The organism is Wujia chipingensis, from assembly GCF_014337155.1.
Lineage (GTDB): Bacteria > Bacillota > Clostridia > Lachnospirales > Lachnospiraceae > Coprococcus_C > Coprococcus_C hominis.
Map to the genome: position 1 here is coordinate 2072705 of NZ_CP060632.1, position 25105 is coordinate 2097809.

Annotated in this window: 28 protein-coding genes, 1 tRNA gene and 1 pseudogene; 5 read left to right on the plus strand and 25 right to left on the minus strand. The window is 44.4% G+C overall.

The genetic code is table 11. The features are described from left to right. Positions 1 to 16 precede the first annotated feature (16 nt). From atpE to H9Q76_RS09690, 9 genes are all read right to left on the minus strand, one after another. Positions 17 to 241, minus strand: a complete 225-nt coding sequence (atpE, locus tag H9Q76_RS09650) for an ATP synthase F0 subunit C (RefSeq protein WP_021986284.1) — start codon at positions 239 to 241, stop codon at positions 17 to 19. A gap of 20 nt (positions 242 to 261) precedes the next feature. Beyond that, positions 262 to 951 (minus strand): F0F1 ATP synthase subunit A, encoded by a 690-nt coding sequence (locus H9Q76_RS09655; RefSeq protein ID WP_021986285.1) that lies wholly within the window; start codon positions 949 to 951, stop codon positions 262 to 264. Between the two features lie 134 nt (positions 952 to 1085). Further along, positions 1086 to 1760, minus strand: coding sequence for a FadR/GntR family transcriptional regulator (locus H9Q76_RS09660; protein ID WP_021986286.1), 675 nt, complete (start codon positions 1758 to 1760; stop codon positions 1086 to 1088). A gap of 11 nt (positions 1761 to 1771) precedes the next feature. After that, positions 1772 to 2344, minus strand: a complete 573-nt coding sequence (locus tag H9Q76_RS09665) for a cytidylate kinase-like family protein (protein WP_118670521.1) — start codon at positions 2342 to 2344, stop codon at positions 1772 to 1774. A 249-nt stretch (positions 2345 to 2593) separates the two neighbouring features. Continuing rightward, positions 2594 to 3286: an LrgB family protein gene (locus tag H9Q76_RS09670; protein WP_021986288.1), complete on the minus strand. Its 693-nt coding sequence runs from the start codon at positions 3284 to 3286 to the stop codon at positions 2594 to 2596. Beyond that, positions 3283 to 3660 (minus strand): CidA/LrgA family protein, encoded by a 378-nt coding sequence (locus H9Q76_RS09675; protein WP_021986289.1) that lies wholly within the window; start codon positions 3658 to 3660, stop codon positions 3283 to 3285. Before H9Q76_RS09675 ends, H9Q76_RS09670 begins: the two co-directional genes overlap by 4 nt. A 210-nt stretch (positions 3661 to 3870) precedes the next feature. Next, a complete protein-coding gene (locus tag H9Q76_RS09680; RefSeq protein WP_147341789.1) occupies positions 3871 to 4347 on the minus strand; it encodes a hypothetical protein in 477 nt (158 codons plus the stop codon). Positions 4348 to 4418: 71 nt separating this feature from the next. Further along, positions 4419 to 5672: an ABC transporter substrate-binding protein gene (locus H9Q76_RS09685; RefSeq protein ID WP_181985505.1), complete on the minus strand. Its 1254-nt coding sequence runs from the start codon at positions 5670 to 5672 to the stop codon at positions 4419 to 4421. A gap of 27 nt (positions 5673 to 5699) precedes the next feature. Then, entirely contained in the window at positions 5700 to 7190 is a 1491-nt protein-coding gene (locus H9Q76_RS09690) for a GGDEF domain-containing protein (RefSeq protein WP_021986292.1), read from the minus strand. Positions 7191 to 7340: 150 nt separating this feature from the next. Here H9Q76_RS09690 and H9Q76_RS09695 point away from each other — a divergent pair. Continuing rightward, a tRNA-Gly gene (locus tag H9Q76_RS09695) sits at positions 7341 to 7411 on the plus strand. Positions 7412 to 7557: 146 nt separating this feature from the next. Here the strand turns inward: H9Q76_RS09695 and H9Q76_RS09700 are convergent. The 7 genes and pseudogenes from H9Q76_RS09700 to tgt all read right to left on the minus strand — a co-directional run bounded on the left by H9Q76_RS09700 (position 7558) and on the right by tgt (position 14510). Further along, a complete protein-coding gene (locus H9Q76_RS09700; RefSeq protein WP_021986293.1) occupies positions 7558 to 9069 on the minus strand; it encodes a flotillin family protein in 1512 nt (503 codons plus the stop codon). A 189-nt stretch (positions 9070 to 9258) separates the two neighbouring features. Further along, positions 9259 to 9492: pseudogene (locus H9Q76_RS09705) on the minus strand (DNA polymerase beta superfamily protein); the annotation flags it as partial. A gap of 103 nt (positions 9493 to 9595) precedes the next feature. After that, entirely contained in the window at positions 9596 to 10306 is a 711-nt protein-coding gene (locus H9Q76_RS09710; protein ID WP_021986294.1) for a DUF3592 domain-containing protein, read from the minus strand. Between the two features lie 745 nt (positions 10307 to 11051). Further along, positions 11052 to 12062 carry a GGGtGRT protein gene (locus H9Q76_RS09715; RefSeq protein ID WP_021986295.1) on the minus strand — a complete coding sequence of 337 codons (1011 nt, stop codon included), beginning with the start codon at positions 12060 to 12062 and terminating at the stop codon, positions 11052 to 11054. Positions 12063 to 12081: 19 nt separating this feature from the next. Then, positions 12082 to 12774 (minus strand): iron-sulfur cluster assembly scaffold protein, encoded by a 693-nt coding sequence (locus H9Q76_RS09720; RefSeq protein WP_021986296.1) that lies wholly within the window; start codon positions 12772 to 12774, stop codon positions 12082 to 12084. Positions 12775 to 12943: 169 nt separating this feature from the next. After that, positions 12944 to 13357, minus strand: a complete 414-nt coding sequence (yajC, locus tag H9Q76_RS09725) for a preprotein translocase subunit YajC (RefSeq protein WP_021986297.1) — start codon at positions 13355 to 13357, stop codon at positions 12944 to 12946. 19 nt (positions 13358 to 13376) lie between these two features. After that, positions 13377 to 14510 carry a tRNA guanosine(34) transglycosylase Tgt gene (gene tgt, locus H9Q76_RS09730; protein WP_118670517.1) on the minus strand — a complete coding sequence of 378 codons (1134 nt, stop codon included), beginning with the start codon at positions 14508 to 14510 and terminating at the stop codon, positions 13377 to 13379. A 136-nt stretch (positions 14511 to 14646) separates the two neighbouring features. Here tgt and H9Q76_RS09735 point away from each other — a divergent pair, with 136 nt between their 5' ends. After that, complete coding sequence (locus tag H9Q76_RS09735) at positions 14647 to 14919, plus strand: hypothetical protein (RefSeq protein WP_117781358.1); 273 nt, start codon at positions 14647 to 14649, stop codon at positions 14917 to 14919. Here H9Q76_RS09735 and H9Q76_RS09740 read toward each other — a convergent pair whose 3' ends face one another. Next, entirely contained in the window at positions 14920 to 16872 is a 1953-nt protein-coding gene (locus H9Q76_RS09740) for a methyl-accepting chemotaxis protein (protein WP_249321022.1), read from the minus strand. 185 nt (positions 16873 to 17057) lie between these two features. Here H9Q76_RS09740 and H9Q76_RS09745 point away from each other — a divergent pair, with 185 nt between their 5' ends. From H9Q76_RS09745 to H9Q76_RS09755, 3 genes are read left to right on the plus strand one after another with little or no spacing between them, the layout of a single operon-like run. After that, on the plus strand, positions 17058 to 17684 hold the full coding sequence (locus tag H9Q76_RS09745; protein WP_021986302.1) for an ATP-binding cassette domain-containing protein: 627 nt from the start codon (positions 17058 to 17060) through the stop codon (positions 17682 to 17684). 15 nt (positions 17685 to 17699) lie between these two features. Beyond that, a complete protein-coding gene (locus H9Q76_RS09750; RefSeq protein ID WP_249321023.1) occupies positions 17700 to 18815 on the plus strand; it encodes an ABC transporter permease in 1116 nt (371 codons plus the stop codon). 18 nt (positions 18816 to 18833) lie between these two features. Next, complete coding sequence (locus H9Q76_RS09755; RefSeq protein WP_117781355.1) at positions 18834 to 19766, plus strand: ABC transporter permease; 933 nt, start codon at positions 18834 to 18836, stop codon at positions 19764 to 19766. A 58-nt stretch (positions 19767 to 19824) separates the two neighbouring features. On the opposite strand, the gene H9Q76_RS09760 is transcribed toward H9Q76_RS09755, so the two are convergent. The 8 genes from H9Q76_RS09760 to H9Q76_RS13895 all read right to left on the minus strand — a co-directional run bounded on the left by H9Q76_RS09760 (position 19825) and on the right by H9Q76_RS13895 (position 25070). Then, on the minus strand, positions 19825 to 20439 hold the full coding sequence (locus H9Q76_RS09760; protein ID WP_249321024.1) for a YigZ family protein: 615 nt from the start codon (positions 20437 to 20439) through the stop codon (positions 19825 to 19827). 20 nt (positions 20440 to 20459) lie between these two features. Next, the gene (gene nrdR / locus H9Q76_RS09765) at positions 20460 to 20915 is read right to left on the minus strand and encodes a transcriptional regulator NrdR (RefSeq protein ID WP_021986306.1); all 456 of its coding nucleotides are present in this window, start codon (positions 20913 to 20915) and stop codon (positions 20460 to 20462) included. 4 nt (positions 20916 to 20919) lie between these two features. After that, positions 20920 to 21186 carry a YlmC/YmxH family sporulation protein gene (locus tag H9Q76_RS09770; RefSeq protein WP_021986307.1) on the minus strand — a complete coding sequence of 89 codons (267 nt, stop codon included), beginning with the start codon at positions 21184 to 21186 and terminating at the stop codon, positions 20920 to 20922. A 39-nt stretch (positions 21187 to 21225) separates the two neighbouring features. Next, positions 21226 to 22101, minus strand: a complete 876-nt coding sequence (locus H9Q76_RS09775; RefSeq protein WP_118544759.1) for a DegV family protein — start codon at positions 22099 to 22101, stop codon at positions 21226 to 21228. A 216-nt stretch (positions 22102 to 22317) separates the two neighbouring features. Then, the gene (locus tag H9Q76_RS09780) at positions 22318 to 23103 is read right to left on the minus strand and encodes an RnfABCDGE type electron transport complex subunit B (RefSeq protein WP_249321025.1); all 786 of its coding nucleotides are present in this window, start codon (positions 23101 to 23103) and stop codon (positions 22318 to 22320) included. A 13-nt stretch (positions 23104 to 23116) separates the two neighbouring features. Next, the gene (locus H9Q76_RS09785) at positions 23117 to 23689 is read right to left on the minus strand and encodes an electron transport complex protein RnfA (RefSeq protein WP_117781351.1); all 573 of its coding nucleotides are present in this window, start codon (positions 23687 to 23689) and stop codon (positions 23117 to 23119) included. A 3-nt stretch (positions 23690 to 23692) separates the two neighbouring features. Beyond that, entirely contained in the window at positions 23693 to 24442 is a 750-nt protein-coding gene (gene rsxE, locus H9Q76_RS09790) for an electron transport complex subunit RsxE (protein WP_249321026.1), read from the minus strand. 1 nt (position 24443) lies between these two features. Then, positions 24444 to 25070 (minus strand): RnfABCDGE type electron transport complex subunit G, encoded by a 627-nt coding sequence (locus H9Q76_RS13895; protein ID WP_334298710.1) that lies wholly within the window; start codon positions 25068 to 25070, stop codon positions 24444 to 24446. Positions 25071 to 25105: the final 35 nt, after the last annotated feature.

The window sequence follows — 25105 nt, forward strand, 5'->3', positions numbered from 1 at the left end:
CCTGCCTTTCCTGTGATTACTTCAACATTACTATGATCATAAGCGCGATAACGAAACCGTAAATAGCGGTTGCCTCTGCAAGTGCACAACCAAGAATCAATGTCTTGTTGATCTTACCTTCTGCCTCCGGCTGTCTTGCGATTGCCTCTGCTGCCTTACCGGTTGCAATACCGATACCAATACCTGCGCCAAGCGCTCCTAAAACTGCAATACCTGCACCAATTGCGATTATTGTACCCATACTAATTATCTCCTTTTCGTTTATTGTTCAATCTCTTCACTGATATACAGTGATGTCAAAAATACAAATACATATGCCTGCAGCAATCCATCAAACAGATCAAAATACAAAGAAAAGACTGCCGGCAGAACAACCGGAACAACCATCTTGATCAGTTCCATAATTACAAATGCACCAAGCACGTTACCAAAAAGTCGCATGCACAGCGACAATGGACGTGTAAATACCTCTAAGATATTGATCGGAGTAACGATTGCAATCGGTTCTACGAACTTATGCAGCCACTTCTTCACACCCAGATGGTAAATACCTGCCGCCTCAACTAAGACGATGCTCATAACCGCAAGTGCGATCGTGACATTTAAATCTTTGGTTGGGGACTTGAATCCAAACAATCCAATGATGTTTGATACACCAATATACAGCAATACAGTTGTCAGATATGGGACATACGCTTTTCCTTCCGGTCCGATCATATCCTCCACCATACCGGTCAGCTTTGTAACAATCGTCTCTGCGATTGCCTGACGTTTGCTGATGTGATCAATCTTCATGTTTCTTGTCAGGATGATTGCCACAAGAACTAGCACTGCCATGATAATCCATGTTACGACCACAGATTCCGATACGTCGATACCACCGAAGATTGGAATCGTAAAGACGGTCTCACAGTTCAGTTCTTCCATCAGGTCTTTTGCAAGATCTTCCAAAAAAACCATCTCCTTTTCTCGTTTTATCCTTTCTACCCAAGGAAAAGTGTATACCTTTTTTTGTCGAAAGTAAAACGTATTTTTCTATAAAAAAACAACCCAAACAGATTGTTATTTTAGCATTTTTAACATAATTAAACCATCTGTTCTATCAAATCATAATGCCTGTCAATCGCCAAAAGCATGGCTGGCTCATTTTTCTGTTCGAGATTTTGGTAAATGTCCGCATGGCATTGCAGCAGCTTCACCCGCACCGATTCATCGGCAAGCTCAATCACGTAGTTAATCCAATCCCGGTATGCGTCGGTCACAGCCTCCATCAAGACTGCCCACAGATGATTTCCGGTTGCCTGAATCAGGGTATCGTGAAACTCCTTGTCCACATCGGTCAGATCTTTGCCATCGAACAATTTCATCTCTTCCAGCTTTGTCTCTAAGATTGACTCATATTCATAGGACAGTCCTTTCGCAATCAGATTCGAGCAGACTGCCTTCTCCATCACCCGCCGGAATTCAAATATTTCCTCTTTCGTAATCGTTCCGAGTGCCAGCATCACCGTAAGCGACTGACGGATAGACTCGCCGACATGCTTTGACACATAATTGCCGGAACCCTGTACCCGTTCGATCAGTCCCATGCCATGCAGGATGCTGATTGCCTCCCGGATGGAATTTCTGCCGATGCCAAGTTCCTCGGCAATCCTTCGTTCCGGTGGAAGCTTGCTGCCTAATTGCAGTGACCCTTCTTTGATCCGGTCTATGATATAGGCGATTGCTTTTTCATATTCCTGTGTTGTCTGTTTCTCCATTTTCTCATCACCTACTCTAATCCAGTCTGTCTGATATATTGCTCAATCATTGCGATCGTACCTGCCGTTCCAAGCTTCGAGACATTCAGGCACAGGTCATAATTTTCTGCCATGCCCCATGTCTCCCCGGTATAATATTTGTGGTATGCCGCCCGGCGTTCATCGGTTGCCTGTACAAGCTTCTTCGCCTGGCGCTCCGGGATTCCATGCTTCTTCGCAATCGACTCGATCCGCATCGCATCATCCCCGGTCAGGAAGATTGCAAGCTTATCCTTCCGGTCCTTGAATACATAATTACCACATCGACCTAAAATAATACAGTTTTTTCCGTCTAAGATTTCGGACAATGCTTTCTTCGGTGTCTCATAAAACACGTTTTCACTCTCTGTCTGGGATATCGTGTACATCAATGTATCCATCGGGGTTTCCCCATAGAAATCCGGATACCGGTCATACATTCCATATCCTTTTGCAAGCTCTGAGATGACCGACCGATCATAAAATGGAATATGATAGATCTGTTCCAACGCATGACCGATCTCGTCTCCGCAGCAGCCACATTTTCTACCAATTGTAATAATCATAACGAACACCTCCTAATTCCTAATTGCATATGGTTAAATTCTACTACATTTGTATGTGACTAACATTTCAACGCAGACACGCTCTCGCTCGGTTCATCACGCAGTGGTACTAAATTCACGTCAAACAAGTTTGCCGTTCATTAAGTACCAGCGTGCTTCAACGGTCTGCTTGTGAATTGTTAGTCACATACAAATGCATATACATATTCTTAACCATGTCCAACTATCAATTATATCCTTTTCCCTTCCTTACATGAAATTTGCGTAGACGGATGCGAGTACAACGGTCAGGATTCCGGTGACAGCGATTGCCAGACTGCTCATCGCGCCTTCCACTTCGCCCATCTCGATTGCCTTGGCTGTACCGATTGCATGGGATGAAGACCCAAGTGCAAGTCCCTTGGAGATTGGTTCCGTAATACGGAAGAGCTTACATATGAACTCGCCTAAGATGTTGCCAATCACACCTGTTACTACGATGACGGCAACCGTGATTGTCACATAACCGCCAAGTTCTTCCGATACTCCCATACCAATAGCTGTCGTAATGGACTTCGGAAGCATCGTGACATATTCCTGATGGGTAAGTCCCATGAGCTTCGACAGTACAAATACCGTCGTCAGACTCGTAAGTACACCTGCTGTGATTCCAAGCATCACCGCTTTGACATTCCGCTTTAGTAACTGCCACTGCTCATACAGCGGAATCGCCAGGCAGACCGTAGCCGGTGTCAGAAACCAGCTTAAGTACACGGCACCCTTGTTGTACGTATCGTAATCAATATGCGCACATACAAGCACGATGATCGTAAGGATTATCGAGATGAGCAATGGATTGAAGATTCCAAGCTTAAACTTTTTCTTTAATAATAAACCTGCCAGATACGCAAGCAGACTGAGTGTCACACCTGCGAACATGGATGTCTGAAATAAATCTTTCATATCTCCTGCTCCTTTGCCTTTTCTTTTGCTTTGGATTTCTTGATCACACATTGGGATACACGTCCGGTTGCACCCATAACCGCAACGAGTGCTACAACCGTGATCACACTGACCGGTACTAACACCGGTTTCAATGTACCCCATGATGCCATCAGACCAACCCCTGCGGGGATGAACATGACCGGCATGATCTCGATCAGGAATTTCCCGACATCCTTCACTGCATCGAGCTTAATGATTCCACTGAGCAACCCGATAAATAAAATCACCATGCCATAGATGCTTGCCGGTATCGGCAATGGCAGGAAGTATTTTAACAACTCTCCTAAAAAGGAGATAAACAAGATTAACAGAAACTGTCGTAAGTATTTCATAATGACTCCCTAACTCCTATAAAAAGCAAATTGGTAGCACCACTTTGGTACTACCAATATTATACTTATACTTTTTTAATTGTCAATTATGAATTTTGCTACATTTTTCAAAAATAGCCGCAAAAATTTCTACATTTTCAATACCCGAAACGACTTACCTACACAATATTTTTATCCATAATATTCATCCTGCCGGCATTCGCGCCTGCATTATGACTGCACCCGGTTCATATACTGCTCCCACAGCATAGCCACCTGCGTTCCTGTCACATAGACCTGATATGAATCACCTACCGTCTGATCTTCCGGATCCACAAATTCGATTCCAAGCACGTATCCATCCGCATCCCGCTTCATCTCAAAGAGATATGCCCCTTCACAGGTTTTTGGAAAATCTGTCGTTTCCGCAACAGACAGTTCATAATCCGGAACCTCGGACTGCAGCACATCATTTGCATCATAATACTTGTAGCCATCACGCACACACCGGATCAGTTTTCCATCTGTTATCCGGATCTTCGTCGTACCGGCATAGCTTTCTGTATAATTTGTATTCTGGCTGTTGTCCGCTCTCACAATCAGTGCTTCTACCATAAGCTCCACACCATTTTCTGTCACTGCAAATGTATCGATCTGACAGTCGTCAAACCGGAAATGCTCTAATTCATCTACACTTTTATATGCCACTTTGTTCATCCTTCCTTCTATGTATTCTTCTGTAATGACCTATGCAATCACACTATATTGTTTTCCCGATATCAGTAAATTGCTTCATATAATTTTTCTACAACTTCATCTTCGGAAAGCTTATCATAGATATAATAGTCCGCATTGACCTTAAAACCATCATAGACGCTTTCGTTCTCCAATACCGGCTGCAATATCTCCAGCCGGTCTGCGTAATTTTCACGCATGTCATCTGCCTGTTTCTCATAACCGCTGAGCTTTTGAGTTTCCTGCAGCGCTGCCTTTGCCGCGTCACTGATTGGAATACCTTTTTCGGTTCCCTGCAGCTGTGCCATATCCCTGCTATTAAGCAGAAACTCCAGAAGCTTTGCCGCTTCTTCCGGATACTCCGTTGTTGCACTGATGGCATACATCGTAGCTGGTTTTACACACCACCCGAATTTCCTCGCAGCTGCATCCTGCAGATAATCGCCTACAATAACCTCCGCACCGTTCTCTTCCAATGGTGTACAATAATTTGCTGCATCACTGATCCACGCAAGCGTTCCCGCTGCCTTTCCTGTCGAAAAAGCATTTCGATCAAAGGAGTCGATCGGCATCAGCACATCTTCATCAATCAGACGCTTATAGAAATCAAGCATAAATGCAATATCTGCTTTTGTCAGCTGCAATGACCCATCTGCTTTCACGGACTCCTTTCCCTTTATCTGTTCAAGATATGCAACCAGCATCAGAAAGAGTTGTTTTTTTGTCGTTCCAAGCGGGTAGATTCCATCCCGGCTCATAACCTTAGCCGCTGCAAAAAGATCATCCCACGTCTTCGGGATCTCCAGGCCATACGATGCGTAAATCGTCTTGTTATAATAAAACATTGGTGTATTAAATGAAATCGGAACGGCATACAGTTTTCCGTCCATTTCCCCATAAGCAAGCTCCTCCGGAGTGTAATTCTCCAGATGAATGATGTCTTTCAGATCATACAAGTTATAAAAGCCATTTTCTTCGTCTGCATATTCCGACAGCCACGCATAATTAATCTGCATCACATCCGGTGCATTGTGGGAGCGCATATAAATATGCATTTTGTTCTCGTATCCGCCCCAGCTTCCATAGTTTGCCTGCACCTCTATCTGTCCCTGGTTTTGTTCTGTAAATATATCCAATGCCTGTAGTGTGTACCGATGCCGGTCATCATTTCCCCACCAGGAGTAGGAAATCTCCGTCGTGGATTCATAGACTACCGGTTTGCTATTTCCGGAACACCCGGATAAGAAAATCAGACATACAATGAGACAGATGCTGATTCCACGATATTTATTTTTCATTTTTCCCATGTACCTCATATCTGCCAATCAATCCTCATACCAATTGTATTGATGTTTTCCGTTTTCTTTTGATACATATAACGCACGGTCCGCCATCTGATAAGATTCCTCGAATCCAAGTTTTATTCCATCTACCGTAATTCTCAGACAGATTCCTGCTGAAAGTGAGACTTTGCACGATTCATAGTGTGTATCAAACTGCTTATGAAATGCATCCAAAAGTGCATCCAGCCTCCGGGCAACCTCCTCCCGTATAACGGTCTCTTCCTCATGCTCAAATGGAATGTACACCGCAAACTCATCTCCGCCCATACGCCCGATGATTGCCTGTGTTCCAAGAGTTTCCCGGAAGATTACTACGGATTTCTTAAGAAATTTATCCCCTTCCTGATGCCCATATGTATCATTTACCAGCTTAAAATTATCCATATCCAGCATCATGCAGATATGCTTTGTTCCTTCTCCTGCATGTGCAAGCTTTGTATCTACCAGATCACGGAATGATTGCTTATTCAACACATTTGTCAGCTGATCGTAATCTGCTTTCTGCCTGATCTGCGAAAGCACGCCATCCTTTACTGCCACCTGTGAATACAGGATTCCTGCCGCCGTCATAGCAACCACAAGCATAATAATATATACAATTATAGCAAACCGGGTGATTCCAAGCTGTTCCGCAAATAGCACGTTCTCCGGAGCCACACATATTACCTGCCAGTCGTTCTTGCAGGTTCCAACTACTACAACTTCCTTGTCGCCTATAATCCAGTAATTGCTATATCCATCCGGCAGATCGTTCCAGACTTCTTCTGCATTCCGTCCAAGTATCTCTCCTGATTCAGCATAGACAATCGAATGTGCCGAATCCACAAGATAGCTCTGCATCCCCGGCACATCCTCCATATCTGTAAAAGACTGGCTCAGTTCCCGGCTATAAAATGCTGCCACAATGATTGCATGCTCATTCAGTCTTTTTACGTAATACAGCCTGTCATAGCACCGCTCATAATCGAAAAACCAGCCGGACTCTTTCCTCTCGTCCGTAATATGCCCTTCCAGATACGCATATAGTCCACCATCCGGGAACAACTCGAGCGTCGTATTCGATATTGAACCAAGCGATGAATCATCTGCGTATACAATTCCAAAATCAGAGAAGTTCTGAAGAATATTAATATCCTGCAAACGTTTTTCAATCGCTGTCTCCTGCTGTATCTTCTCGAATGCATCCTGCCCCTCTTTCGTTGCATCATACTCACAATAGATATCATCCGAGAACAGCAATGCTGCGGTATCTTCAATTCTTCCCAGATACTGATTGAGATTTGATATCTGCAATTGGGTGTTTGCCTGTATCAGGTTTACAACCTTTGATTTCATTTCCTGGGAGGATTTTCTTGTCAGGATCAAAGTGATGGTTCCTGTTGCAACTGTGATGGCAAGCAAAAACACAATGACGATCCGAAATGTGAATCTTCTTATCTGAATGTCTGTCTTTGTATTATTGTTAAAAGGCATTTCTTACCTTACTCCTTCCAGATCTGATTTCAGCATAATAAAATATTATAATATAGGAATCCGCGATTTACAATAACCCTTTTTGGCTGCATTCTTCCGGGCAATCCGATGCTTGACTTTCGTGCCTGTCTGTACTATATTTGTTTTATTGCAGGTATAGTTCATTGGTAGAACACCAGCTTCCCAAGCTGGATAGGCGGGTTCGATTCCCGTTACCTGCTTTTTTACGTGATAGAACTGCAAGATTTCGTGAATCAAGTTTCATTCACTTTCACAGTGAAAGAAATAGTATCGATAAAAGAGGAAAGGTACCAGTTAAAGTACCTTTCCTCTTTTATCTTAAAAGTTTTCTGTTTTACACATTATCTTACTCCACAGTTGTATCTACGGAAGTTCCCGCCTCTGCAGGAGCTTCTACCTTGATTCCATCCAGGCCTGTGATGTTCACATTCTTGTTAACCTTTGCATCGTATGTATTTGCACGCATAATATCCGCGATATCGATACCTGTTACTTCCTTCACAGACTCCATTGTCTTTGCAAGGACTTGTGGCACATACGACCCCATCGAACCGACACCGGAACCTTCGCCGTTGCCGTCGATGATCGTAACCTTGTCGATTGTAGAGAGTGGCTCTGCGATTGCCTTTGCCATCTCCGGCAATGCCTTCACGATCATTTCCACCATCGCTGCCTGACCATACTTCTTCATCGCTTCGGCTTTCTTCTCTAAGGCTTCTGCCTCTGCAAGACCTTTGGCTTCGATTGCCTTCGCCTCTGCCTCGCCGACTGCACGGATACCTGCTGCCTCCTGCTGCTTTGCGAAAAGCTCTGCCTCTGCCTGTGCCTTCTTCGCCTCAGCTTCCTGCTGCTTCTCAAACTTATCTGCCTCGGCATTTCTCTGACGCTTGTAAAGCTCCGCATCTGCCTGCTGCTGTCTTGCGAACTTGTCCGCCTCCGCTTTCTTACGAATATCCGCATCGAGGGACTGCTCCATAACCTCGGCTTCCTTCTTCTTCAGGTCAACTTCCTTCTCCTGACGTGCGATATCTGCCTCGGTCTTTGTAACCTCGATTGTCTTACGCTGTGCTTCCTTCTGAATCTCGTAAGCCGCATCTGCTTCCGCATTCTTCGTATCTTCGATTGTCTTTAATTCTGCCTTCTTGATAGAAAGCTCATTCTGCTTCACGGCAATTTCCGTATCGGATAATACCTTTGCATCGTTCGCTTCTTTTCTCGCCTGTGCCTGTGCGATCGCTACATCACGGTCTGCGTTTGCCTTGGCGATACTTGCATTCTTCTGGATTGCTGCCATGTTATCCTGACCAAGCGCGATAATCAGGTCATTCTGATCCTCTACATGCTGGATGTTGCAGGAAATAATCTCAATACCCAGACGATTCATATCCACCTGCGCCTTCTCCTGCACCTGATCACCGAAGGACTTACGATCGTTACACAACTCCTTCAGACTGATCGTACCGATAATCTCACGCATATTACCCTGCAGAGAATCCACCAGTGCTTCCATAATCTGCGGTTCCTTCATATTCAGGAAATTCTTCATGGCAAGTTGCATACCTTCTTCATCCGTACGGATCTTAACTTTCGCAACTGCATCAATGTTAACACCGATGAAATCCAGTGTCGGAACATAATCGTCCGTCTTGATATCGATACTGATCTGCTTGATCAACAGTTCATCCTTCCGCTCGAAGAACGGAAGCTTCAAGCCTGCTTTACCAATCAGAATCTTCGGTGTCTTTCTTAAACCGGAAATGATATACGCCTTATCCGGTGGTGATTTGACATAACTGGTAAATAAAATGACCAGCAATGCCACGATAATGATAATAATAGCAATTGTTGAACCTGACATACAAAAACCCTCCCTAACAACAAGTTAATTGATTGCTATGCGACTCAGATCGCATATTTTCTTTGGTGCAAAATTCACATTCCTGCATCTATTCAATATTGTACCATGTATGTGTGAAAATCACTATTACATTTTTCTGCATTTTTCGTACATTTTCTGTACAATAATGCATTTTTCATTAAGGAATCGATTGTTCGAAGAAAGCAGCTGTAGCATCTTATTAAATGAATAAATCGTTGTATCTGTCGGTACATCCACCACGTCATCAAAATCATTTCCTAGCAGAATCTCCGGTTTTGTATTCAGCGCAATTCCCCGGATATCCACATCAGATCCTTCTTTATCTATGCCATACGCATGACTTCCACCCAATGTCAGAAGGATAATATTCTCTCCTAGGTACCATCCGAAGTCCCAACTCATCCTGTTCTGGCATAACTAAGCCCTCCCCGATATAATAAATACTATATTATATCGGGGAGGGCTTAAATTATCTATGTATTCTTTTATTACACACAGATTCTGTTTATTTGTCACGCTTCTTGAATATCCTGTTATAAATCTCAATTCCCTTGTCAGGATTCTGGTTCATCCAGAATACGAGATAGCCGCCAATCAGGAACAAAGCCCCTCCTATTATAACAAGATAGACAGACATTGTCGGGATTTTCCTTCCATCCGTTATTTTGGTTGGTTTCTCCGGATCATAATATACCGTTACCTTCTGCCCTATCTGCATATCATGTCCATCACCCACATATATCTCATTATATGTTTTTCCATCTACTTCATAATCCACAAAGATGGTGCAAGTTGCATGATTTCTATGCATACGTTTTTCTGTTACAATACCTGGTACGGTCTCAGCTTTTCTTAAAAACAGATCATTATGTACATATGCCGCAAGTCCCGCGAACAACAAAGCCAGCCCGACAAACATAACTATCATCACTTCCTTACGGACGGACTTTTTTCTTATTTCTTTGTCACCTAAATCTTCTCCAAAGATTCGTGCTTGTTTTTCCTCTGACAAAATATATGGATTTCTATCTGTTGCAGATGAAAGCTTTCCATCCGGTTGATAAACAGGCTTATCGATTGGAGTTGTCCTTTTGGATTCAATGACATATGGATCCTGTTCTAAATCGCTGAACTCCCCCAGTGAAGGATCTTTTAATTCTTCCTGCATATCTTTCATGCGTTTTGTGGAATCTTCATCTTTTAACTTTAATGACATATTTTTCCTCCTCCCAAATATACAAAGGATTGTTGCAATATTCTTTCATTCATATTAACACTATCATACATATATGGAAATAACAATGTGTAATTTTCTTCTGTCATGGATATGATTTCAACCCTGATTTCCAGATATTTACTATATTAATTTCCTGTTTGGGTTTTCTTGCTTGCTTTTCTCTGCCTACGCCCACGCCGTGGGTTTTTCTGCTTAATTTCTCTCCCTCACACCCAGTTTCATCTCCGTATCTTTCCGATCAGTTTCCGGTTTGGGTTTTTCTGCTTGCTTTTCTCCACCTACGCCCATATCGTGGGGGTTTCTGCTTAATTTCTCTCCCTCACACCCAGCTTCATCTCCGTATCTTTCCGATTAGCTTCCGGTTTGGGTTTTTCTGCTTGCTTTTCTCCGCCTACGCCCACGTCGTGGGTTTTTCCGCTTAATTTCTCTCCCGCGAGCCCAGATTTACATTTTGTGGAAAATAATATACAAGATATAACCGAATCCACATACACGGCAAACGTTGTGGAATGGCTTAGAGAATACTTAGAATAAAAAATAAACAGGAAATCATTCGCCGTGCGACTTCGTTTCTGCTTCGCTCCAACAATGAGCCGTGAACCGGCGCATGCTTCGCATGCACCCGGTCTCGGGCATTCGCCCTATATAAACGGATAAAAAAATGACTGGTTTCAAGCAAGCTTGACCAGCCATTTTTTTATCCGTTATGCACGGCTCATTGTCTCTAGAACTTTCCAGCCTTTGCTGCTTCCTCAACAGAAACTGCAACTGCAACAGTAGCACCAACCATAGGGTTGTTACCCATACCGATCAGACCCATCATCTCTACGTGAGCTGGTACAGATGAAGAACCTGCGAACTGTGCATCACTGTGCATACGTCCCATAGTATCTGTCATACCATAAGAAGCAGGACCTGCTGCCATGTTATCTGGGTGAAGTGTACGACCTGTACCACCACCGGATGCTACGGAGAAGTACTTCTTACCCTGCTCGATACATTCCTTCTTGTATGTACCTGCTACCGGATGCTGGAAACGTGTTGGGTTTGTTGAGTTACCTGTGATAGATACACCAACATTCTCATGATGCATGATTGCAACACCTTCCTGAACATCGTCAGCACCATAACACTTAACAGTTGCACGAAGACCTGTTGAATATGGCTTCTCATATACTATGTTCAGCTTAGCTGCCTTGTAATCATACTTTGTCTCAACAAATGTAAATCCGTTAATACGTGAGATAATCTGAGCTGCATCCTTACCAAGACCGTTCAAGATAACACGAAGTGGCTTCTGACGTACCTTATTAGCCTTCTCTGCGATACCGATTGCACCCTCAGCAGCTGCGAATGACTCATGTCCTGCAAGGAAACAGAAACACTCTGTCTCTTCCTCAAGGAGCATCTTACCAAGGTTACCATGTCCAAGACCTACCTTACGGTGATCAGCAACTGAACCCGGGATACAGAAAGACTGAAGTCCTTCACCGATTGCTGCTGCAGCATCTGCTGCTCTTCTGCAACCCTTCTTAATTGCGATTGCTGCACCAACTGTGTAAGCCCAGCAAGCATTCTCAAAACAAATTGGCTGAATCTTCTTAACCTGATCGTAAACATCAAGTCCAGCGTCCTTTGTAATCTTCTCAGCTTCTTCGATAGAGCTGATACCATAGCTGTTCAATACAGCGTTAATCTGGTCAATTCTTCTTTCATATGATTCAAATAAAGCCATTGTCGTTTCTCCTTTCCTCTTATTCCTGTCTAGGATCGATAATCTTCACTGCATCAGCAACACGGCCATACTGACCCTTTGCCTTCTCCCATGCTGTGTTAGGATCATCACCCTTCTTAATGAAGTCTGTCATCTTTCCAAGAGAAACGAACTGGTATCCGATAACTTCGTTATCTGCATCAAGTGCGATACCTGTTACATAGCCCTCAGCCATCTCAAGGTAACGAACACCCTTCTCCTTAGTTGCGTACATTGTACCAACCTGAGAACGAAGGCCCTTACCAAGATCCTCAAGACCTGCTCCAACTGCAAGACCGTCATCAGAGAAAGCACTCTGTGTACGACCATAAACAATCTGAAGGAACAGCTCTCTCATAGCTGTATTGATAGCATCACATACAAGGTCTGTGTTCAGAGCCTCAAGGATTGTCTTACCCTGCAGAACCTCTGCTGCCATAGCTGCAGAATGTGTCATACCGGAACAACCGATTGTCTCAACCAAAGCCTCTTCAATTACGCCATTCTTAACGTTCAGTGAAAGTTTACAAGCACCCTGCTGTGGTGCGCACCAGCCAACACCATGTGTAAAACCAGAGATATCTTCAATCTTCTTTGAGTGTACCCACTTTCCTTCTTCAGGAATAGGAGCTGGCTCATGCTTTGCGCCCTTGGCTACTGGGCACATGTTTTCAACTTCCTTCGTGTAAATCATTGTGGAACTCCTTTCAATATTAAAATTTTATAGAGAGATGTTTCTTACATACAAAACACCATCAACTACATTTTCTCACAAAGTCATAATTTCGTCTACACCTTTTTTGTCATTTTTTGTAGAATATGCAAACATGGCTAGTATCTGCATTTCTCATAACAAATCCGGATTATTCCTTTGTCTTTCCAAGCTTCTTATCTGCTTTCTTGTCTTCCTTTTTCTCTTCCTTTACAGGTGTATCCTCTTCCTCATCCTTTACGACTGCGGAACCTGCTTTTTCAATCTCAGCGATTGCGTTCTTGTGCATTGGGATACGGCAGTTCTTGTTGTTACCGAACTCTACGATAACTGTTGTATCATCTACGATATCAAGGATTGTACCATAGAAACCACCTGTGGTCATGATGTTGTCACCCGGTTCCATTGCCTTGTGCAGATCTTCCATCTGCTTCTTCTGCTTCTTCTGTGGACGGATGATCAGTAACCACATGAATCCGACTAAGATTACAATGTAGATAACCCAGAACAATCCACTTGGCTGTTTTGCTGTTGTTGCTGTTGATTCCAGTAATGTTAATAACATGTCTTAAAACTCCTTTTATTTATTCTTGATTTTGAAAGCCTTCTAATTTCTGTCGTTTATATTCACTATAACGATGTTCCTCGATTGCCTCCCGAATCTCACTCATCATATTATTATAAAAATATAAATTATGCAAGACACAAAATCTCATTCCAAGCATTTCCTTTGCTTTGAGCAGATGGCGGATATAGGCTCTCGAATACTTCCTGCACGCCGGGCATCCACAGCTTTCCTCAATTGGACGCTCATCCAGTTCATATTTTGCATTGAACAGATTCAGCTTACCATGGTTTGTATAGACATGACCATGTCTGCCATTCCGGGATGGATATACACAATCAAAGAAATCAACTCCGCGTTCTACAGCTTCCAATATATTCGCCGGTGTACCAACCCCCATCAGATAAGTTGGTTTGTTCTCCGGCAGATACGGAATGACTGACTCGATAATCCGATACATCTCCGCATGTGTCTCTCCAACTGCCAGCCCGCCGATTGCATAACCATCTAAATCCATGTCTGCAATCCGCTTCGCATGCTCGATACGGATATCATCTATAACGCCTCCCTGATTGATACCGAAGAGCATCTGCTGCTTGTTAATCGTATCTTCGAGACTATTCAGCCTATGCATCTCCCGCTTGCACCGCTCTAACCAGCGTGTTGTACGGTCTACCGATGGCTGGATGTAGGAACGGTCTGCCTTGGCCGGTGCACATTCATCGAATGCCATTGCAATCGTAGATGCAAGGTTTGACTGAATCTGCATACTCTCCTCCGGTCCCATAAATATGAGACGTCCATCAACATGCGAATGGAATGTTACACCCTCTTCTTTAATCTTTCTGAGTCCTGCAAGTGAGAATACCTGAAATCCGCCGGAATCGGTCAGAATTGGCTTGTCCCATACCATAAACTTATGCAAACCGCCGAGTTTCTTTACAACCTCGTCGCCTGGTCTCACATGCAAATGATAGGTGTTTGACAATTCCACCTGCGTTCCGATCGTCTGCAGATCCTCCGTCGATACCGCACCCTTGATGGCGGCGGCTGTACCGACATTCATAAAGACCGGTGTCTGGATCACGCCATGCGGTGTCGTAAATTCGCCACGCTTGGCACTTCCATCTTTGGTAATCAATTTGTAACTCATATTGTTGCTCCTTTATTTTAAATCACTTGTTATCTTAACTTGTTTTTTTGTCTTATGCCCGATATAATAATTCTGTCACACCGGGCATGATTTCATTCTCTGTGACATATTCTATACTACCAAGGCAGGTGATACTATGTTTCGTATCTGGGGAAAAATAATGAAAGATAACCGTCTCGTCAAAGACCATACCGTCTGCATCGAGGACTATACCATGACGCGTACAAAAAAGGTGTATGCCGCCCTTGACGAGCTATGCTACACCTTTGATTTAGCGAAGCCTATCTGGTTAAAATCCAACCAGCAGGATTTTATTCGTCATGCAAGAACCCGGTTCACGCAGGATAATTTCATCGAATCCATCGATTTTGATTATCTTGACTTTCAGGTCATCGAGGAGGACTACTGATTATTCCTGATCAGAGTCCTCTTCGTCTGTATCCGCATCATATTCTGTATCATCTTCCGTTTCGGGATCTTCACTTATCTCTTCATCTTCTTCTGCTGCTTCTTCATCCCGGTTTTCTTCTATTCCACTGTTTTCTCCGCTGTCTTCTGCATCTTCCCAGGATTCATATGCTTCATCTATCCCAGCCTGTGTATCCTCAGAATCTTCGCATGTTTCCTCCGACGCATCTTCGGTTGGATCTGTCTCCACCGGTTCTGTCTCTTCCGTTGAATCTGTCTCCGCCGGTTCTGTCTCTTCGGATTCGGACTCCTCTGCGTCATCTTCCTCTGCGGATGCACTCGCAGGAGCCTCTGCTTCCTGTCCATCATCCTCTGAAAAATAATCTGAATAATCGGTTGTGTCACGAGATACAGTCTGAACGGTTGTCTCATCTAACATCTTATTGATTTCTTCTAAATCAGCCGCACGCAGACTTCCGATAATCTTCGCAATCTCATTTAACTCATCAATGACACCATTTAATTCATTTAAGTTTGTCTCGCACAGATCTGCGGAGGACTGTGCATTTGCTGCGATTTCTTCACTGGCAGCCTGCTGATTTGCCAGACCGTCAATGATGGAATTGTTCGATGCATCCAGATTTCCAGACAGCTTATCAAGTTGCTTCATATCGCCGGATAATTCTTCCACTGCCCCAGCAATTGTCTGGAAGCTTCCATCTGCCGCCTCGATATATTTCGCCTGTTCTGATACGGCATCAACGCTTCGGCGAACCAGATCCGATGTATGATTGGCAAGATCCGTCACACCCTTCAACAACTGTGTAATACTGTCAATCGAACTTCTTGTATCATCCGCTAATTTACGAATTTCATCTGCAACCACGGCAAATCCACGTCCCTGCTCTCCTGCACGTGCGGCCTCAATACTTGCATTTAACGCAAGAAGGTTTGTCTGGCTGGAGATCTGATAGATGATTTGTGTGATTTCCTCTGCGGACTGAATCTTCTCGCAGAGTTCTTCGGATACACGTGTTACATCTTCATTTGCAACATTGATATCGTCCGACTTATCCTTCAGACTTTCAATAATATCTAAACCGGACTTTACAGATTCGATTGCCCGGTGTGTCGACTGTACGGTATTGTCCTTGACGTCGATCAGGTTATCAATAATATCCTGAATCTGCTGTGTCATCGTTGTTGACACTTCCATATTCTCTGCCGTATCGGTAACGCCGGTTGAAATGGCATCAACAGACTTCGTTACTTCTGCTGTCGCTGCCTGGAAGTTATCCAGCTTTGACTGCAGCTGCTCGATATGCGCATTTCCGTTATCAACGACCTTGACCATGTTCTCTGTGATTTCTTCCTGATATGCAACATGGTACTCAATTTCCTGACGGTCTGTCTCCTGCTCGCGCAAAGTAATGTTACAAGCCATCAGAATTCCAAATGTGAAAATAGCTGCTAAAAGCAGAATCTCTATCCATGTAGCTGATAGTGCAAATCCATGCTTTGCGATCTGAATGATCGTCTCAACCAGAATGCCGAGTGTTGATACGCCACATGTCACACGGATATGGAACGTATCCATATAGATGATACACATGCCCATCGCGATAAAGATCGGAAGTGCCTCCATCACCGAGCCGGATACAAATACAGACACAAGTACCAGCACAGAAAATGCTGTGACCGATGTGAATTTCATCAGTTCACTGCGGTCATTGATCAGCTGGAACACAACATTTCCAACCGCAAACAATGCAAATAATACCAGCAGCGGCACAAATCCCTCCTGTGTCTTATGATTAATAATCAATACTACGATTTTCGCGATTGCAAAAGCAACCATCACCTTCATCGCCAGATCATTTTTCTTCGCTAATCTCGTTCCATTCATAATGTATGTACCCCATGTCTTTCGTTCTAACAAGTTTCCGTTGCGCATAAATATACGCCATGTCATATATGTTTAAAATTATAGCAAATTTGTAATATAAAGTCCATAGACAAAATCCACTTATCCGCGCTTTCTACTTGTATATTCTACCTAAAAATGCTATCTTAATTCAAAGAACCAAAGACTTGAACGGATGCAAAAATCGCAATCGAAAACCAATCAAAGGAGTTATTATGTTTCAGATTGAACATATCTCAAAATCATACGGAAAAAAACAGGTGTTGAACGATGTGTCTTTTCCCGTCCCGGAAGGCTGTGCCATCGGGATTTTAGGCGTCAACGGCTCCGGGAAATCCACGTTGCTTTCCTGCATTGCAAAAAAATATGCCGGAACACCAGATGTAAGAATCGGCTATGTCCCACAGGAAAATCCGCTCTATGATGAGCTAAAGCCTGTGGATAATCTGCGTATGTGGACGAACAAACGCAAATCCGAAATCCTGCAGGCATTGCAGGCACCACCGCTCGCCCAGCTTGGAATCCAGACATTTCTGGATACTCCGGTCAAAAATATGTCCGGTGGTATGAAAAAGCGGCTCAGTCTCGCGTGTGCCCTGCTCGATGCACCACAGATTCTGCTGATGGATGAGCCATTTGCAGCACTGGATCTTCCAGCCAAACAGGATGCCATGCAGTTTATGCGTTATTATTTAAGTCTTGGAAATTCCATTGTGATTGCCTCCCATGAGGAAGCCGTTTTTCAGTTCTGCCACACAGTCTATCTTCTGAAAAATGGCACACTCTTCGATGCGTCGCATCTGCCAGAGGGCACTAATTATATTGATCTGCTAAGAAATTAAATTTAAGAGGAACTTATGTCTCACATCCATATGTTTTTCAATTTCATCCGCGCCAACTGCAAACGGCTGTTACACTATCTGCCATCGATGTTTGTCTCATTGTTACTGTTGCTTCTCCTGACTGGAACCGCAGGATTTTATCTATCCAGACATCTATATAAGGAAAATGTATTTTCTGCGATTTCCATCGGATACTATCTGCCACAGGACGACAACCTGGACCTAAACCAGCTTGGCATTGGTATGTTACAGGATTTAGAAGGAATGGAGGAAACCGTCCAGCTCGTACAGGTAAACAGCGTCGAGGAAGGCTATAACATGCTTGCTTCGCATGAAATCCTGTATCTGATCATCGTCCCGGAGCAGTTTTTCTCTGGAATTATGGACAGTACAAATGTACCGCTTGATATCGTTGTTTACGACAACAGCTCCATATCCTCTTATATCATCAACGAATTGTTCATGTCCTACGCCGGACTGCTCGGAACTGCTCAGGCTGGTATTTACAGCGGCCTTGACACGACACGTGCCCACGAATTTACACCGGAACAGATACGTGAGCTTTCCAACCGTGTGAACTTCGTATACCTAGACCGTGTCATGAACAAGACAAATTATATGAAGACGATACAGGCAGAGGATGCAGGAAGTGTGACATTCACACAGCACTATGCCGCATTTGCGATTATATTAAGTCTCTGTTTTCTTGCATTCCTGCTGATTCCATATTTACAGGGAACCGGAAATGGCATCTGCGAATGCATGAAGCTGTATCACCTAAACCGCGGACATATACTGGCAGCAAACACGCTCCACACGTTTCTTGCTCTGTATATCCTGTTCCTGCCGTGCTATATCGGAATCTCCATCTGGATGGGGCACGCAAACCTGAACGGACTTCTGACGATCATCCCTGCACTGCTTTTGATTGCACTGCTGATCGCCGGAATCGCAACCTTTTCCAGAAGTACCTTTTCCGCAAATATCTGTCTGTTATTTGTTGTGCTGGTGCTTGCCTACTGCGGTGGCGGACTTCTACCGGATGTTCTGCTGCCAAAGGTGATACAGCAGATCCGTCCGTATCTGCCGGGAACGTATGTAATGCAGATTTTCTGCCACGCACTTTATTAAACATTTGGGAGTTTTGTTATGAACCGACTGATTGTCGCATGGAAACGAATTTTACATCGAAAGCTATATTGGTGCATGCTGGGCGTCCTGCTCATCTTAACTGGAATCTATGCATTGCTTCCAGCGAAAAGCCAGTCCACAGAAATCCGTGTTGCCGTATATCTGGAAGATACCAGTGCGTATACGACACAGTTCAAAGAGGAATTAGATGCCAGTGCCTCGCTCTATCAGTTTTATTATGTAGATGCGTCCACAGATGTAATCCGGGATGTACAGGCGGGTGATGCAGAATGCGGTTTTGTCCTGCCAGATGGATTTTTCTCCGGCTACATTGCAGGCTCCGGGGAACCAAAGGTTTCCTTGTATGAGACAAGTGCAAGTACACTTTCCTCTGCCATCTGCGAGACATTCTTCCATTATATCTTCAAGGTTGCATCCCCACAGATTCTGGTTGACACGATCGACGATGCAGCGTTATCTGAAGAGTTAAAAAGCCGCATGCAGGCATATATGAACAGTGACACAATCTTCCGTATGTCCTCTGTCACAGACGGTGCCTACGATTATAAGGAAAATACCTATCGTATCCAGCTTCCAATCTACGAATGCACCTGTCTGCTCGTCCTGTTTGCTTCTCTGTTCAGCCTGATGTTGTTCTTACAGGATCAGGAACGTGGCATCTACATCGCACTTTCTGGCAAACGCAGATATGGTATTTTATGCACGGGACTTCTGGCTGGCATCCTTCCAATCTACGGAATCGGCATGCTATGCAACGGCATCACCTACGGAACTGCAACTCTGTTACAGGTAACACTTGTCAGTCTGCTTGCCTATCTTCTGTCGCTTGTACTTTCGGTGTTTATCAAAAAAAGCCGGACACTTGCCAAGTGGATCCCGGTGCTTTTACTGATTACCATCGTATATTTCTTCGTGAATTATATTCTATGATTTCATATTTTTTAATTATTGGAACATACATTTAATATGATACAAAAACAGGACGAGATCATCCAAAGATCTCGTCCTGTTCTTCGATCTGCGCTCTTGCATTCGTCGCATCGGTTATCTCTTTTAAGATTGCTTTCGCATCGCCAACCGGAATATGTACCGTAAAGACCACATCCTCTGCGAATTCCGTGTTGATGATCGCAACCTGTCTCGTATTCAGGATATATTGTATTTTCCCCATATCCGTATAATTCGTCCGGATCAAAACAGGAAGCAACTGTTGCATTAACTTCGTCGTACACGCTTCTAGGGCTTCCTTTGTTGTCTGCGTATATGCACGGACAAGTCCGCCCGTACCAAGCAGTGTACCGCCAAAATACCGTGTCACAACCACACAGATATCATGGATTCCAGAATTCTGAATCAACTCCAGCATCGGCTTTCCTGCAGTGCCCTGTGGTTCTCCATCATCCGAGAACCGGAGCAGCGGCATCTCAGCGCCCACGGAAAATGCAAAGCAGTTATGCCGTGCATCGTAATGCTTCTTCTTAATCTTCTCGATAAATGCATACGCCTCTTCTTCTGTCTCAACCGGGGCAATCTGCGCAATAAAACGGGATTTCTTCTCGACAATCTCGCCCTCTGCACCTTCGATCAGTTTGATATAATCCATAACGTCCCTTTCAGTTCCGTCTACTTTGTATCCAGAAGCTTCTTCAACTCACTCATAAACGTATCCGCATCCTTGAACTGACGGTAGACGGATGCGAAACGCACATATGCAACCTGATCCAGATCACGAATCTGATCCATTACAATCTCACCAATCTTCTCGCTTTCGATTTCACGCACGCCGAGATTGAAAATCTTGTTCTCGATCTCATCCACACATGCCTCGATCTGATCCACAGATACCGGACGTTTGTGACAGGAACGTACCACTCCTGACTCAATCTTGGAACGGTCATATGTCTCACGATTCTTATCCTTCTTGATTACAATCAGAGGAATCGTCTCTACCTTCTCATACGTAGTAAAACGCTTTCCACATTCATCACACTGTCTTCTTCTACGGATTGCCTCGTTGTCATCTGCTGGTCTTGAGTCAATCACACGCGTATTATCATCTCCGCAAAATGGGCACTTCATATGTTTATTCCTTTCCTCCCTGAATTTTCCGTATATCGCAGGCATCAATATCGACCAGAACAATGTCCGGTCCGATACGCACAATGTTGCAATACCGGATGTAATATTCCGTTCCCGAACCAAAGCAGGAAAATAATTTTCCCGGTCCCGGTACGATGATTGCAAGTATCTTCCCTGTCTCACAATCAAACTCGACATCGGCAACATAGCCGAGCCGCCTGCAATCTTTGCAGTTTATAACTTCTTTTTCTTTTAATTCTAAAAAGCGCATCGCATACCTTCGCTTTTTATAGTTAGTATATGCGAAAGCTTATCGCTTGTCACCTTCAAAAATAAGTACCATCGTTCCCGGTCCAACGTGTGCTCCGACGATTGGTCCGACCTCGCTCATAATGATCTTATTTGGATGATACTTCTCCTCTACCTTTGCCCGGACATACTCCGCATCCTCCGGACAATCCGCGTGACAGATCAGTACTACATCCTGCTTGTCTGCATAGCCTCCTGTACAGATATCCATCTCTGCAAGCAGCTGGTTTAACGCTTTCTTACGTCCACGCACTTTACTCTCAGCTGCAAGTCTTCCCTCTGTATCCACATGCAGAACCGGCTTCAACTGGATCATGCCACCGATAACGGCTGCCGTCTTGGAGATACGTCCACCTCTCTGCAAATAGGTCAGATCATCCACCGTGAATTTGTGCACGATACGATGCTTCAGCTCTTCGAGTGCCTGCATGTTCTCTTTGACGGACATGCCTTTTTTCTTGTTCTCAATCGCATGATAGATCAGCAGTCCATGTCCACCACTCGCGCAGATGGAATCAAACACACAGATTTCCGCATCCGGATATTTCTCCTGCATCTCTTCCTTACATACAAACGCGTTGTTGATCGTACTGCTGATACCGGAGGAAAGACAGGTAAATAATACGTCTTTTCCTGCGGACAGTGCCTTCTCAAACTCCTCTTCAATATCGTTGATGTTCGGCGCTGCTGTCTTTGTTCCCTGTCCCGCACGCATGCGGTCATAGAACTCTTTCTTTGTCAGTGTTTTTTCTCTTCCATCAAATACTTCATCGCCGATTTCAAAGCTGATTGGAATAATCACGACGCCCTGTTCCTCGGCATAGCCGACTGGTAAATCGTTCGATGAATCAGTGATAATAACGTAATCTCTTCCCATACTCTCTCCCATCTTATGTATTAATATCGTGATATACAAGTCGTACATAATTACGAATTCCACACAGACACGCTCTCGCTCGGTTCATCACGCAGTGGTACTAAATTCACGGCAAACAAGTTTGCCATTCATTAAGTACCAGCGTGCTTCAACGGTCTGTGTCAGAATTGTAATTATGTACAACTTGATACACTTTATTATATTAACACATATCGTCTACTTTATTATTTTAACCGGGCATTTTTCCTTGCAGGTGCCGCAGCCGGTACATTTTGCATAGTCAACGACTGCAAGGTGATCCTTCACTGTGATTGCGCCCTGTGGACAGTTTCTCTGACACAGACCACATCCGATACAGCCTGCGCTGCAGACCGCCTTTACGTCTTTACCGAATTCCTTCGAATTACACTCGACGATTGCACCGGCATCTTCCGGTACCATCTCGATGATATGTCTCGGACAGGCAAGTACACACTGTCCGCAGGACTTACATTTGTCTTTGTCCACAACTGCCACACCATCTACGATGGAAATTGCATCAAACTGGCAGGCACGCTTACATGAACCATAACCAAGACAACCGAAGCTACAACCCTTTGGTCCGCCGCCTGGTGCATTCGCCGCAATCTGGCAATCCTCTGGTCCGACATAATCGTACGCATCCTTTGCTTTCTCGCAGGTTCCGGCACATTTCACATGTGCTACATGTCTGACACTGTCGATCTCCCCACCGACGATCTCTACAATCTTCTTTGCTACGGCCTCGCCACCGACCGGACAGGCATCCGGCTTCGCTTCGCCTTTTGCGATTGCAGCCGCAAGACCATCACACCCCGGATATCCACAACCTCCACAGTTATTACCCGGCAATGCCTCACGTACTTTAATTTCTTTTTCGTCTACTTTGACTTTAAACTTCTCGCTCGCTACACCCAGAAGGATTCCGGCTAAAATTCCGACAATTCCAATGACCGCAGCCGCGTACAAAATCGATGCTCCCATTTCTTCGCCTCCTCTAAATCAATCCGTTCAATCCAAGGAAAGCGATTGCCATAAGACCGGCTGTGATCAGCACGATTGGCGCTCCTTTGAAGCTTTCCGGTATATCATTTTTATCAATCTTCTCCCGGATGCCTGCCATTACGATAATCGCAATCGCAAATCCGACTGCGGAGAACATACCGTTGATGATAGACTCTCCAATGTTTAAATCATCCTGCACATTTTTGAGTGCGATACCAAGCACTGCACAGTTTGTTGTGATCAGTGGCAGGTACACGCCCAGCGCTTCATACAGCGATGGAATCGTCTTCTTTAAGAACATCTCCACAAACTGTACCAGTGCCGCAATCACTAAGATAAACACAATCGTGTTCAGATAAGAAAGCTTAAGTGGCACAAGCACGAAATGATAAATCACACTTGTCACCGCCGAAGCAATCGTCATAACGAAGATAACCGCACCGCCCATACCGGCTGCTGTGCTTACCTTCTTTGATACTCCTAAAAATGGACAGATACCCATGAACTGGCTCAGGATTACATTGTTCACAAGAGCAGCGGATATCGCTAATAAAATAATGTTCATATCCTACTCCTCCTTTCCCTTGCCTGCACACATGGCATTTGCACAGCTTGCGCAATCTGCCAGTCTGCATGTCTCTGCCTTCTCGCCCGTCTTCTTTGCCTTCTTGATATGACGACGGTTGATAAATGCAATGATAAATGCCAGTACAAGGAATGCGCCCGGTGCCGATACAAAAATACTTGCCGGCTGGAACAGTCCCTGATCGGACAAGATCTGGAAGACCTTCTCACTTGCATGACTCTCAGCAAAATTCTCAACAGCCTTTACAAAACTGAATCCAAAGATGCTGCCAGATCCAAGGATCTCACGGATGATACCGATGGTAGTCAGTCCGACTGTAAATCCAAGTCCCATACCGATACCATCAAAGATGGATGGAATCACCGGATTCTTTGATGCATAGCTCTCTGCTCTACCTAAGATGATACAGTTTACAACGATCAGTGGAATGAAGATTCCCAGGCTGTCGTTCAGGCTTGGAATATATGCCTGCAGTAAAAACTGTACGATTGTTACAAAGGAAGCGATGATTACGATGTAAGCCGGAATACGCACCTTGTCCGGAATCAGCTTCCGGAGCAGGGAGATCATAAAGTTGCTCATCGTCAGGATCACCATCGTTGTAAGTCCCATACCCAGTCCATTGATCGCGGAAGATGTAACCGCAAGTGTCGGACACATACCAAGCATCTGGACAAAGGTTGGGTTCTCTGTGATAATACCATTCTTTAAACGTTCTGCTATCTTTCCCATATTAGTTCGCACCTCCTACTGTCAGGAATCGAATTGTACGAAGTGCCGCATTGACTGCATTTGTTACTGCCGATGTGGTAATCGTCGCACCAGACAATGCATCGATCTCACTGTCCTTCGTCGAACCGGTCTTTGTATATTCAAACTTATTGACCTGCTTGCCAATAAACTGTGACTTGAATTCATCGGTATCTGCTTCCATACCAAGACCTGCCGTTTCATTCAATGTCAGGAACGAAATACCTGTAATCTGATACTCGGTGTTGATACCAATTGCCATCTGGATATCTCCGCCATAGCCGGCTGTACTTGTGATAAGTACCACATAGCCAACCAGCGTGTTTTTCTCATCATCACCGCCGACACAGATATCGTCGATGTGTACATTTTCAAATCCATAAGACTCCAGCAATGGATTGATCTGCTTCACTACATCTCCGTCCTCTTCCACGCTTAGAATACGGGTTGCTTCCGGAAGTACCTCCGCATACGCATCGTTCTTTGCCTGCTCCTGTGCCTTCTCGATCGGGTCCTTTGTGACACTGTAGACACCGCCTAATGCAGCGCCCATCACAACGGTGATCACACAGATTGCAACGATTGCAACCACGATGCCCTTGACATCCATCTTGTCTTTCTTCTTTGGTTCTTTGTCATCACCTT